General features: G+C 64.5%; 6 protein-coding genes and 1 pseudogene. 4 read left to right on the forward strand and 3 right to left on the reverse strand.

Annotated features, from left to right (window positions below):
* Window positions 1-149: 149 nt before the first annotated feature.
* The gene (gene trpS, locus H3T88_RS07305) at window positions 150-1235 is read left to right on the forward strand and encodes a tryptophan--tRNA ligase (RefSeq protein ID WP_110416658.1); all 1086 of its coding nucleotides are present in this window, start codon (window positions 150-152) and stop codon (window positions 1233-1235) included.
* On the opposite strand, the gene H3T88_RS07310 is transcribed toward trpS, so the two are convergent.
* Window positions 1232-2998, reverse strand: coding sequence for a threonine/serine ThrE exporter family protein (locus H3T88_RS07310; protein WP_232347255.1), 1767 nt, complete (start codon window positions 2996-2998; stop codon window positions 1232-1234). The two genes, trpS and H3T88_RS07310, sit on opposite strands and share 4 nt — an antisense overlap.
* A 306-nt stretch (window positions 2999-3304) precedes the next feature.
* Between H3T88_RS07310 and H3T88_RS07315 the strand changes: the two genes are divergently transcribed.
* Together H3T88_RS07315 and H3T88_RS07320 are read left to right on the forward strand one after the other, a co-directional pair.
* A complete protein-coding gene (locus tag H3T88_RS07315) occupies window positions 3305-6064 on the forward strand; it encodes a phosphoenolpyruvate carboxylase (RefSeq protein ID WP_198204121.1) in 2760 nt (919 codons plus the stop codon).
* A 278-nt stretch (window positions 6065-6342) separates the two neighbouring features.
* Window positions 6343-9690, forward strand: coding sequence for an RCC1 domain-containing protein (locus tag H3T88_RS07320; protein WP_198204122.1), 3348 nt, complete (start codon window positions 6343-6345; stop codon window positions 9688-9690).
* 238 nt (window positions 9691-9928) lie between these two features.
* Here the strand turns inward: H3T88_RS07320 and H3T88_RS07325 are convergent, their stop codons facing one another.
* Window positions 9929-10291, reverse strand: a complete 363-nt coding sequence (locus tag H3T88_RS07325) for a hypothetical protein (protein WP_198204123.1) — start codon at window positions 10289-10291, stop codon at window positions 9929-9931.
* On the opposite strand from H3T88_RS07325, the pseudogene H3T88_RS08810 reads away from it, so the two are divergent.
* Window positions 10276-10473: pseudogene (locus tag H3T88_RS08810) on the forward strand (hypothetical protein); the annotation flags it as partial. The gene H3T88_RS07325 and the pseudogene H3T88_RS08810 sit on opposite strands and share 16 nt — an antisense overlap.
* 516 nt (window positions 10474-10989) lie before the next feature.
* On the opposite strand, the gene H3T88_RS07330 reads toward H3T88_RS08810, so the two are convergent.
* Window positions 10990-12627 carry a glycoside hydrolase family 36 protein gene (locus H3T88_RS07330; RefSeq protein ID WP_198204124.1) on the reverse strand — a complete coding sequence of 546 codons (1638 nt, stop codon included), beginning with the start codon at window positions 12625-12627 and terminating at the stop codon, window positions 10990-10992.
* Window positions 12628-12658: the final 31 nt, after the last annotated feature.

Below are 12658 nucleotides of genomic sequence, written 5' to 3' on the forward strand. Positions count from 1 at the left end.
CCCCCTTCGCCAGGTAACGTGCACTTAGGCAACTTGAATGTGAATTTGCATCATTTATGAGAGTACCACCTGAGCATCTTGTCGGCTCGGACTTTTACCATAAAAGCAATTCCCAGAAGGACATTCGGCACGACGACGAGGGTGGGACCATGCAGGAAGAAGTCACAGCAGCGGGCAATGAGATCAGCGACAGCTTCAGAGCCGCCAAGCATCGGTCCGACCAGGTGCTGGCCGAGCTGGACAAGAATCCGAGCCGCTACACCATGCTGACCGGCGACCGCCCGACCGGCAGGCTCCATCTGGGCCATTACTTCGGCTCCATCCGCGAGCGTGTCCAGATGCAGAACCGCGGCGTGCATACCAACATCGTCATCGCCGACTACCAGGTCATCACCGACCGGGACACCACCGAACACATCCGCGACAACGTGCTCAACCTGGTGCTGGACTATCTGGCTGCGGGCATCGACCCCAAGAAGACCATGATCTTCACCCATTCGTCCACCCCTGCAGAGAACCAGCTGCTGCTGCCCTTCCTCTCCCTGGTGACCGAGGCCGAGCTCCACCGCAATCCCACCGTCAAGGCCGAGATGGAGGCCAGCGGCCACGCCCTGACCGGCCTGCTGCTGACCTACCCGGTCCACCAGGCCTGCGACATACTCTTCTGCAAGGCTAACGTGGTGCCCATCGGCAAGGACAACCTGCCGCATGTGGAGCTGACCCGGACCATCGCCCGCCGCTTCGACGAGCGCTACCCAGGCCAGGCTCCGGTCTTCCCAGAACCTGATGCCATCCTGTCCGACACCCCTGAGATCCCGGGCCTGGATGGCCGCAAGATGAGCAAGTCCTACGGCAACTCCATCATGCTGGGTGCCACCGCGGAGGAGACCGCCAAGCTGATTCGCAAGTCGCCCACCGACTCCGAGCGCAAAATCACCTTCGACCCTGTGAACCGCCCCCAGGTCTCGGCCCTGCTGACCACGGCCGGCCTGGTGACCGACCGGAAGCCCGAGGACATCGCTGAGGAGATCGGCAATGCCGGCTCAGGCGCCCTCAAGGCCTATGTAACCAAGTCGGTCAACGAGTTCCTGGCACCCCACCGCGAGCGCCGTGCCGAGCTGGCCAAGGACATGGACGCCGTGCGCGACATCCTGGTCGAGGGCAACAAGCGCGCCAACCAGATAGCCGAGGAGACCCTTGATCAGGTCCGCTCGGCCATGGGCATGCGCTACTAAACGTCGTACCGCCAGGAACGGTCGGTCAGCACCCGGGCCGTGACCAGGCCGATAGGCAGGCAGATGATGACCATGAAGGCCCGGAAGGCCCAGTCCAGGGCGTTGAGCGTATTGAACTGCCCCAGGTAGAACATGGCCCGGTACATATACAGGCCGGGCACCATGATGACGATGGAGGGCACGGTCAGGCTGATTCTTGGGTAGCCCAGGTGGGGCGGCAGCAGGCCGTGACGGACCGAGGAGCGCCAGACAGTGGCCAGCATGCCGGCCAGGAAGGCGCCCAAAAAGGCGGCCATCTCCGGAGGGACATGAAGCAGGTCCTGCATCTCCAGGCGCATGGTGTCGGTCAAAGCGCCGATGACGGCGGCCACCAGGGCCATGCGCTGGGGTGAGTTGAAGAGGACCGAGAAGCCCCAGACCCCGCAGAATGCTGCAATCATGCGAAACCCGGCCATCAGCCAGGGGCTCAGGTTCATCGGTTCGAAGCCCTGGGGATTGAGCATGACCATCCGCGCCACGGCCCAGCCTCCCAGTGTGGCCACCAGGATAATCGAAAAGGCGTAGGTGATGCGCTGCACCCCCGAAGGGAAGTCCAGCTTGGCGATGTCCAGGCCGCCGGTGACCAGGGGGAAGCCGGGAATGACGAATAGGATGGCGCCGATGTAAGCCGTGTCGTGCTTGAGGGCCACCGGGTCGAAGATACCCACCAGCCTCAGTGTGCCGACGCAGGCCAGGGCGGCGATGATGACCGCCACCCCGGTGGCGAAGAACTGGTTGATCCGCCTGCCCAGCATCTGACGGCGCACCCACTGGCCTATGCCAGCGCCGACAAAGGCTCCGGCCATGTCGTAGGGGCCACCGCCCAGCAGGAAGACGAAGGCCGCGCAGGCCACGGCCGACGCGAAGCCCGAGAAGAGGGGCGAATAGAGGGGTTTGCGGCGCTCGATCAGGTCCAGGCGTTCGTGCGCCTGCCGGACCGTGATGCCACCCGTTGCCTGCGGCTCCGGGGACGCGGACTTGTCAGAGGAGGCAGGCCGCCCGGCCTCAGAGCCGCGGCCTTGGCTGGTTGCAGACGATCCGGTGGCTGCAGAACCGGCAGCGCTCGAATCCGAATCCTTGGCCACGCCGTCGGCAGACGCGGAAGCAGAGACAAAAGCAGCCTTGGAGCCTTTGGAATCCTCCGGCCGAGGCGTGGAGCCTACGGTTCCCAGACCGGCGGCTGTCCTGGTGTCTATGGCCGCCGCATCGATCCGGCTCTGGCTGATCTCGTCCTCGTTGTGTACGGCAGTGGCCACCGCGTCCTTGAGCGCCTTGGCCGCATCCTGGTCCTGGGCCAGCACCTCTTTGACCGCCTTGCGGGCCGCTGCATAGACGTTCGGCTCGTCCAGGTTGTCCACCAGCTCCCTGGAGACCACCGACATGGCGTGGTAGGTCCCCGCCTGCCCGCACTTGACGCTGAGCCAGTCCGCGAAGTGTTCCAACAGCCAGATCCGCTCGGTGTTGACCCCGGTGGTGGGCAGGTCCACCACCTCAGTGATCCGAGACACACCATCCGTGCAGGTGGCCTCGATGTCGGTCAGGTTCACGTCGGCCCGCACATGCACGCCCATGGGGTAGGCAATCCTGTGCATCATCTCGCGCACGCGGAAGCTTCCCGTTCCAGCCCCCAGCTCCAGCATGCCCACCCGCACGATCAGGCTGGTCTTGGCCGCGATGCAGGCCTCGACGATGGGCTTGTCGTAGTCGCGTTCAATATCCTCCATATCCAGTGGGATGGAATGGGTGTGGTACTTGCTTACCCGTCTGACCTCGGCTGCGGTCCTGCCGCGATAGCCGTCCTTGGAACTCCTGCTCTTGAATTTCACACCCACATTCATACTCCACCCGGGTCACGTGCCCTTGCACCGCCGCATGGGACCATGAAACGTATTCGACCCGAAAGCGTCCTAGAATGGGCCGCGAGCCATCGAACCGAAGGCTGTGGGCCTGCAACGCCGACCACCAATAACCGCGGAGGAGCCGTGGAATGGCCGAAGACCAGGCAACCTGCGATTCGACAAGGAGGACTGATGACAGATAGTAATCAGCAAATCACGGCTGCCGATGCGACCCTGGTCACATCCGGCACCGGGACCAAGGGGCCGGAGGAACGCAAGCTGCCTCAATCGTTGGATGAGGACATGGCCTTGTGCCTGCGGCTGCTCAGGGATGTGTTGGGGGAATTCGATCAACAGCTGCTCAAGCGCTTCGACTCCCTGCGCGAGGACGTGATGACGGCCAGCGCCGAGCACTTCAACCGCCACCCCTCGGACCCCGTGCCTGACGAGGACGGACTGTCCAAGGCTGTGGCCCTGATCGACGACACCTCAGTCAAGGATTCCCAGTTGCTGGCCCGCGCTTTGACCACCTACTTCCATCTGGCCAACCTCTGCGAGGAGAACTACCGGGTGAAGGTCCTGCATGAGCGCGAGGGCAAGGTGGACCTGAAGGTCAAGGGCACCGACCCCATCAACGAGATGACCAGCGCCTACAGCCAGCTCCTTCAGGAGATGGGCCCGGCCAAGGCCTCGGAGCTGCTGGAGAAGCTGGAGTTCCACCCCGTCTTCACCGCCCACCCCACCGAGGCGCGGCGCAAGGCCGTGGAGGGCAAGATCCGGCGCATCGCCAACCTGCTGGCCGTTCGCCGCGGCCTGGGCGGTTCCGAGCTGGAGGAGAATGAGCGTCTGCTGCACAACGAGATCGACGCCCTCTTCCGCACTTCGCCCATCGCAGCCAAGAAGCCGACGCCCGTCGAAGAGGCCAACACCATTTTGGACATCTTCGACGCCACGCTCTTCGAGACCATTCCCAAGGTCTACCGCCGCTTCGACGACTGGATGCTGGGCAAGAAGGCCGGCATGGTCAAGCCCGTCTGCCCTGCCTTCTTCCACCCGGGCAGCTGGATCGGTTCCGACCGCGACGGCAACCCCAACGTGACCGCCAAGGTCTCTCGCAAGGTGGCGCGCAAGTTCTCCGACCACATGCTCGAGGCACTGGTCAAGGCCACCACCACCGTGGGCCGCAATATGACCATGGAGGTGACCACCACCCCTCCCAGCTCCGAGCTGAGGAGCCTGTGGAGCCACCAGAAGGAGATGAGCGAGCGCCTGACCGACCGGGCCACCACCATCTCGCATAACGAGCTGCACCGGGCCGTGGTCCTGGTCATCGCTGACCGTCTGCAGGCCACCATCCAGCGTGACGCCGACCTCATGTATGCCGACTGCGACGACTTCATCGCCGACCTGCGCGTGGTCCAGGACTCCCTGGCCAAGGCGGGCGCGGTCCGTCAGGCCTACGGCCCCCTGCAGGATCTGATCTGGCAGGCCCAGACCTTCGGCTTCCACATGGTGGAGATGGAGTTCCGCCAACACTCTCTGGTCCACGCCCGCGCCTTGGAGGACATCCGCGAGCACGGCCTGCATGGCGAGCGCGGCGAGCTGCAGCCCATGACCCACGAGGTGCTCGACACCTTCCGTGCCCTGGGAGCCATCCAGAAGCGCAACGGCCAGAAGGCCGCCCGCCGCTACATCATCTCCTTCACCAAGTCGGCCCAGAACGTCAAGGATGTCTACGAGCTCAACCGGCTGGCCTTCGAGCATGCCGAGGACGTGCCGGTCATCGACGTGATCCCCCTGTTCGAACAGCTGGAGGATCTGCAGAATTCGGTGGACGTGCTGGAGGAGATCATCAAGATCCCCGAGGTCCAGGCCCGACTCAAGGAGACCGGCAACAAGATGGAGGTCATGCTGGGTTACTCCGACTCCTCCAAGGACGCCGGCCCCGTCTCGGCGACCCTGGCCCTGCACTCCGCCCAGGAGCGCATCGCCAAATGGGCCGAGAGCCATGACATCGACCTGACCCTCTTCCACGGACGCGGCGGCGCCGTAGGCCGTGGCGGCGGCCCTGCCAACCGGGCCGTGCTGGCCCAGCCTGTAGGCTCGGTCAACTGCCGGTTCAAGCTGACCGAACAGGGCGAGGTCATCTTCGCCCGCTACGGCAACCCGGTCCTGGCCATCCGCCATATCGAGTCCGTGGCTGCAGCCACCCTGCTCCAGTCCGCGCCCAGCGTGGAGGAGCGCAACACCACCATGACCGAGAAGTACGCGGACATGGCCGACAAGCTGGACCAGGCCGCCCACGAGCGCTTCCTGGACCTGCTGCACACGCCGGACTTCGCCCCCTGGTTCTCCATCGTGACGCCTCTGAACGAGATCGGCCTGCTGCCTATAGGCTCCCGGCCGGCCAAGCGCGGTCTGGGCGCCAAGTCCCTGGACGATCTGCGGACCATACCCTGGGTCTTCTCCTGGGCGCAGGCCCGCATCAATCTGGCCGCCTGGTACGGCCTGGGCACCGCCTGCGAGAAGTTCGGCGACCTGGAGACCCTGCGTCAGGCCTATGAGGAGTGGCCGCTCTTCAGCACCTTCATCGACAACATCGAGATGAGCCTGGCCAAGACGGACGAGCGCATCGCCAAGATGTACCTCTCCCTGGGCGATAGGGACGACCTGAGCCAGAAGGTCCTCTCGGAGATGGAGCTGACCCGCAAGTGGGTTCTGCAGATCGTGGGCGACGAGTGGCCCCTGCAGCACCGACACGTGCTGGGCCAGGCCATCCGGATCCGCTCTCCCTATGTGGACGCTCTGTCGGTGACCCAGGTACGCGCCCTGCGGACCCTGCGTCGTCGCAACGACAAGGAGGAGCTCAGCAAGAGTCAACAGGCCGACTTCATCTACCTGATCCTCTGCACCGTTTCGGGAGTCGCCGCCGGCCTGCAGAACACCGGCTGATCCCCGCCCGGCAGTCCAGCTGCGGAGCCCCGTCCTCCCGCATATCGCAGGAGGCGGGGCTCCTCCTGTATTCACGCAGGCACCGCCGTCAAGCGGCGGAGCCACAGAACCCGCGACCGCCTGTCTCCCCATGCACGACCGAGGATGTCGCCGGGCATTTGTGGTGGTATGGTGTTGATGGTCGGCGTGGGGGGCGATTGGTTTGGGATGCCGTGTTGGCTACTCTGCCCGCGGGGAGGACAGGCGACGGCTGACGTTGCTGGCGAAGGGGAGTTGTCATGCGTTTAAGGTTCAGACTGCGTCAGCTGGTGCTGGCGCTGGTCCTGCTGGTCCTGCTGGTCCTGCTGTCTGGCTTGGGCGTAGTGGCCGCCGCTGCAGGAGGCTCGGCTACCGTTGCCGACAAGGCGGAACCTTCTATCCTCGCCGGGGGGAGGGGGGGACAGCCCTTCCGCCTAGCGGACGGATCCTCAGCCGTCTCGCCTTCCCCTCACGGTGAGGAGGGCGTGCCTGTCTCGCCTTCCCCCTTGGCGCATGCCGGGACATCCGTCGGCAGGCCCACAGCCTCGTCGGCAACCGGCGGCCAGACCGCGCACGTGGTGCGCTTCGACCCTGCAAATGGAAGTGCGCCAGTGAGATCAACCGTGCGGGAGGGGAGCCTCGCCAGCCCTCCCGCGAATCCCCGGCGCGACGGCTACAGGTTCGACGGATGGATGCAGGAGGGCAGGCCCTTCGACTTCCGGATCCCCGTCCTTCAAGACATGGTTCTGACTGCCCAGTGGGTCCGAAGCGGGAACTGGGCGCTCAGCCCGGATCGCGGCCCCGCCGCAGGCGGCATCCACCTGACCATCAGCCCGCCCTCCGGGCAGGAACCGGCCCTGACCTGCATCCAGGCTTCCGGCGGCAGACTGACAGCCTTGAGCGGAGACGGCAGCTTGTACACATGGACCGGAACCTCTTCGCCCACGCGCATGCCTGCCCCCGCCCAGGCCGGAAACGGGTTCCGCTACCTGCAGGCCGTCTCAGCCGGAGACTGGCAGATGATCCTGGGTTCTGACCAGCAGATCTACGCTTGGGCCGCTTCTCATCCCACCCCCGTCCCCTTGGGCGCGGGACGGGACACCCGGTACACGCACATCAGCGGTAACGGAGAATGGCTCCTGGCCGTGGACCGGCAGGGCCGCGTCCACGTCTTCCAAGCAGGCCGACAGGACCCAGGCCCGCAACCCGCCAGTCAGGCCGAAACAGTCCTGCCTCAAGGTAAACGGGCCGTGGTCGCGGTCGCCTCAGCCGGCCGGTTCCTGGCCGTGGACGAGGACGGACAGGCCTGGTCATGGAGCCCCGGCCAGGCAGACCCGCACATCACGCGCATCAGTCAGGATCCGTCCAGACGCATTATCCAGGCCGAGCCCCTCAGCCAAGGGATCCTCCTTCTGGACGCAGACGGCCAGGCCCACTGGCTGGCTGACGAAGCGGACGACGCTGATCCGGTCAACCTGACCGGCGGCAGACCGGCCAGCCGGATCAACACCAACGAGGGTCAGGCTGTGATCACGGACGCAGACGGACACCTCTGGGCCTGGAAACCAGGCGACCCCGCAGCCCGCGTCCACGACGACGGGCGCGTCTGGACACAGGCCACCAGCGCGGACGGCAGGATCACCGCCCTGGATGGGCAGGGCGGCCTCGCCTCATGGGGTCCAAGCCAGGCCAGCAAACCAGTCGTCATCACCATTGTCTCGCCCCCGCTGCTGGAAGCGGCCAGCCTCGACGGCCAGCCCCTCAGACTCACCCGTATCAGCAATGCCTGGCAGGCTACCACACCCGCCCACAAGCCCGGACCAGCAAGCATCGCCATCTCTGGCAGGCAAGCCGGACAGCCCTTTGCCAAAAATCTCGAATACACTTTCGAGCAAGACGCTGGCCAGACCCCAGGCTTCGCCCGGACGACCCAGCCAGACGTAGCCTTCACAGTCACCTTTGACACAGCCGGAGGCAGCCCCCAGCCCACCAGCCAACAAATCGCCAGCCCCTACCAAAGAGTCAGACGGCCCACACCCGACCCTGAACGCGACGGCTTCCTGTTCGACGGATGGTTCAATGGCAAGGCCGCCTACGACTTCAGCAGACCTGTCACCCAGAACCTCGCTCTTACCGCCCGCTGGACGCCCGACTCCTGGTCCATCAACCCGAAGCAAGGCAGTCAGCTCGGTGGACAGGCCACAACCATCACTCCCCCAGCCACCCGTGGCATCCAATTCAACCAAATCAGCAGCGGGCCCGACACCAACCACTCCCTGGCCATAGGCAGCGACGGCAACGCCTATGCCTGGGGAAGCAACAGCAACGGCCAGCTCGGCGACGACACCACCACCAACAGGAGCGCACCAATCACCGTCAGAAAACCTACGGGAGCATCAAAGGACTTCACCTACACGCAAGTCAGCGCTGCAGGCCCCCACTCTCTGGCCATAGGCAGCGACGGATATGCATACGCTTGGGGACGAAACCAGTATGGCGAACTCGGCAACAACAGCACCAGAGACTCACACGTCCCCGTGCGCGTGCGCGACCCAGCCCACCCCAACGACCCCAACGCCGGACTCAAAGCCACACAAGTCAGCAGCGGAAACTGGCATAGCTTGGCCATAGATCAAGAGGGTAACATTTGGACATGGGGATATAATGACTTCGGCCAGCTTGGCAACAACACCGGCGATGACTGGCAGGGCGTGAATTCCGTCCCCGTGCGGGTACGCGACCCAGCCCACCCCAACGACCCCAACGCCGGATTCAAAGCCACGCAGGTCAGTGGCGGAGGCGATGACTCACTGGCTGTCGGCAGCGACGGGTACGCATACGCCTGGGGATGGAACCAGTATGGCGAACTCGGCAACAACAGCACCAGCGCCTCATACGTCCCCGTGCGCGTGCGCGACCCAGCCCACCCCAACGACCCCAACGCCGGACTCAAAGCCACACAAGTCAAGGGTGGAACCTGGCATTCAGTGATCATAGGCAGCGACGGATACGTATACGCCTGTGGACGGAACCAGTATGGCCAACTCGGCAACAACAGCACCAGCGACTCACACGTCCCCGTGCGCGTGCGCGACCCAGCCCACCCCAACGACCCCAACGCCGGACTCAAAGCCACACAGGCCATCGGCGCAGGCTTCTATCATTCTTTGGCTTTCGATGACCAGGAAGGGAGCATTTGGGCATGGGGATACAATGGTGACGGCGAACTCGGCAACAACAGCACCGTCAGCTCGCATGTTCCAGTGCAGGTGAAGTTCAGCCTGGCACCGATCATCACCGCAGCCAGGTTCGATGCCTCCCCCGCTGCCATCAGCCGGTCCCGCACCGCTAGCAACAGCGTCACAGCGGTGACCCCGCCCCATCAGCCCGGCCCGGTAACCGTCAGCATCGACTACACGATAGGCGGCACAGGCCCCACCCTGACCAACACCTCACTGACCTATACCTACCAACCCTTGGCCCTACCCAAGGCGGGAGGAGCAGGCATCCTGCTCACCCTAGCTGCCGGAGCCACCGGCACAGGCGCCATCCTGGCCTCACGGCGGAGCCGACACGAGCAAGCCCGCACCGGTCACCTCACCCGCTGAGCAAGTAAAGCCAGGACAGGTCTGTACCATAGTCGCCACACAATGGAGCAGAGAAGAAAGGCATGAGTCAGGTGCCGGATAAGCAGTCGGAGACGCGATGCGCGCAGCCTCATATATTTCAATGCATTTGCCACTGTACCTTTTACAAGTAAGGCCGGATTACCACACTGCAATCCGGCGAACTAGCGGTTGCGCCTACCCCAACTACGCCCGCCATATACGCCTATGCCATTTACCTCTATATGGCTGAGAGGTACCCGTCGTAGCGCTCAGGCATGTCAGAGAACTCCAGGCCAGCCGGCTGATACCAGGAGTATCGGCGGGTGCCGCCGTCGTCAGTCCAAATCTCAGGGCAGTCGTTGACCAGCCAGTCCGAGGGAATAGCATGGGCGCCGCCGGTCGAGGCCAAGGCCAGCGCCTGCCTGAGCTGGCCCTCTTGGTCGGCGGTCAGACTGCCGGGACGAGCCGAGAAGAAGAGTGGAGTGCCGGTCCGCGCTAAGAGGTCCATCCACTGGCGGTTGAGCTTCCAGTCGATTGAGTCGGATATGCCCACGCAGTCGGCGTCGGTGGCGTAGAAGCTACCGTACGCTGGGCGGCGCACCCCCCCAAACGCCGGACACCTCCCTCAGGTACACGTACCTGCCAGCAGGCGTGCTCCCCAATGCCGGAGGGGATGGCATCCTGCTCGCCCTGGCCACGGGCATGACCGGCATGGGCGGGGTGCTGGCATCCCGCCGCCACCGTAGGGAACAACACCAGCTGATTCACGCTTCGCACGAGTAAGACAGGCCGGGCGGCGTATCAATCCCCCAGCCCCCGGCCCATACAGGGGGGCAGGGAGGAAAAGTGCCACTGAAAGCTCAAACCCCAAGAGAGCCGACACTTCCCTCCCGCGCCCCCACCACACTCCTGCAGGCAGAAGCCGAGGGCAGACATGCACGCCCCCGCCCCCGCCTGGGAGAGGAGGAAACACGGCCAGGCCGGCCAGGAAGCTAACAGCCTACAGCCAGCTTGGCCGCTGTTTACTCATTCCGCCAGCCTTAAGTTCCGCCGACACTGGACCTGGCTGTCATAGTCATTGCGCGATGATAGGGTTGTATCACTGTACAAAGATGCAGAAGCGAATGACATGCACCGTCTGTTGGGGAGACAGTCGGCAGAGTTCTTGGGAGGCTCTGTAAATGTCGTTATCGAATATTCCCCGCTGTGCTTCGCACGAGTAAGGCCGGATTCCCATCACTGCAATCCGGCGAACAGGCGGCTGTGCCCATCCCAACCGAGCACGGCCGCCATCTACTTCTAGACGGCGGAAAGATACCCGTCGTAGCGCTCGGGCATGTCCGCGAACTCCAGGCCAGCCGGCTCATACCAGGAGTATCGGCGAGCGCCGCCGTCGTCAGTCCAAATTTCAGGGCAGTCGTTGACCAGCCAGTCCGAGGGGATGGCATGGGCGCCGCCGGTCGAGGCCAAGGCCAAGGCCTGCCCGAGCTGGTTCTCCTGATCGGCGGTCAGGCTGCCGGGGCGGGCTGAGAAGAAGAGCGGGGTGCCGGTCCGCGCCAAGAGATCCATCCACTGGCGGTTGAGCTCCCAGTCGATTGAGTCGGATATGCCCACGCAGTCGGCGTCGGTGGCGTAGAAGCTCCCGTTCTGAGGCAGGCGGAAGGCCAGGGTGTTGACTCCGATCTGCCTGGTCCGCTCCCACTGCAGGCCGCTGGTGTCGTCGCCGGTCCGGTTGATCTGCATGAAGCCGACGCCCAGGTGGCCGACCACATTGCACCCTTGGACCAGCATCCCGGCCTTGGTAGCCTGCTCGAATATGGCCCGGTAGAGCTGCTTGACCACCTGGGCGCTGGTCAGGCTCCGGTCGTAGAAGTGCCAGCCGTCCGGGCTGGGCCAGGGGTTCATCTGGAATCCCCACCTGCCCAGCAGGTCAAAGGTGCTGAAATCATGCTTGACCAGCTGGTAGCCCCACTCCCCCAGCTGGGCGACGTCCTGGCGGATGTAGTCCAGGGCCTGCGGGTTCGAGGGGTCCAGGCATCCGTTGTGCGGGAGCCTGAACTGGTCGGCAATGGTCTCATCCTCGTTGAGGAGCGGGCGGTACCAGATGCCGGGCTTGATGCCCATGGCCTTGATTTGGTCGGCCAGGGCGCCCATGTCGCCGAACTTCTCGTTGCCACGCCGCCAGGGGCCGCCGTTGTAGTCCTCAAGCCGGTGGTGGTCCTGCCAGCCGTCGTCCACGACCATGGTGGGGCGGTGGGCATTGCCCTGGGTCAGGTCGGCCAGATACTCGGCATCGGCAAGAATCCGGGAACGGCTGGAGTCCCCGTAGGCGTAGTACCAGTTGTTGCTCCCGTAGACCGGCTCAGGGGGCATAAGGCCCTTGCGGCTGATCCGGGAGCAGAAGTCACTGGCCAAAGCAAAGACCGGGGCGCCAGCCCGCTCCTGGAGCGGATATTGCAGGCAGATGATGGTGGCCGCTTCAAGCTCCCGACCGTCCAGCACCAGGCCACTGCCGCCGTTGCGCAGGTCCAGGAAGAGGGTGATGCCGGCCGTATCGACCTGCCAGAAGCAGAAAGCGTTGGCACCGGTGGCCACCCCGTACCCCTCGGCCTGCTCCTGACCCGCCGCCAGGAAGTACCAGGGCATGAACCGGTTGGCACGCATGGTCTGGAAACCCATCCGGCCGTATCCACGCTCCCAGGCGTCGCCCAGATAGAGGTCGTCGGCGGGCATGGGCCTGGTCCAGCGCAGCGCCAGGGAGCGGATGGGGGTGGAGCCGGCGGTCAGGCTGACCGTCAGAGCAGACTCGCCCTTGAGGCTGACCCTCGCATCGGGGGCTGTGCGGAAAGGCCTGCCTGCAGGGGCCGTCTCCCTGTCGGCATCGGTGGTCAGCGTAATCCAGTCCGGCTCTCCCAGGCTAAGGCTGGTTGGGTTCATGATTCAGTGCTCCTTCATCCCCGTGGTGTGG

The organism is Bifidobacterium sp. W8110, from assembly GCF_016101375.1.
In the GTDB taxonomy this organism is placed as follows: domain Bacteria; phylum Actinomycetota; class Actinomycetes; order Actinomycetales; family Bifidobacteriaceae; genus Bombiscardovia; species Bombiscardovia asteroides.

Coding starts and splice junctions, on each gene's coding strand:
- H3T88_RS07330 (WP_198204124.1), bottom strand. CDS start 12,627: ATGAACCCAACCAGCCTTAGCCTGGGAGAGCCGGACTGGATTACGCTG.
- H3T88_RS07320 (WP_198204122.1), top strand. CDS start 6,343: ATGCGTTTAAGGTTCAGACTGCGTCAGCTGGTGCTGGCGCTGGTCCTG.
- trpS (WP_110416658.1), top strand. CDS start 150: ATGCAGGAAGAAGTCACAGCAGCGGGCAATGAGATCAGCGACAGCTTC.
- H3T88_RS07315 (WP_198204121.1), top strand. CDS start 3,305: ATGACAGATAGTAATCAGCAAATCACGGCTGCCGATGCGACCCTGGTC.
- H3T88_RS07310 (WP_232347255.1), bottom strand. CDS start 2,998: ATGGAGGATATTGAACGCGACTACGACAAGCCCATCGTCGAGGCCTGC.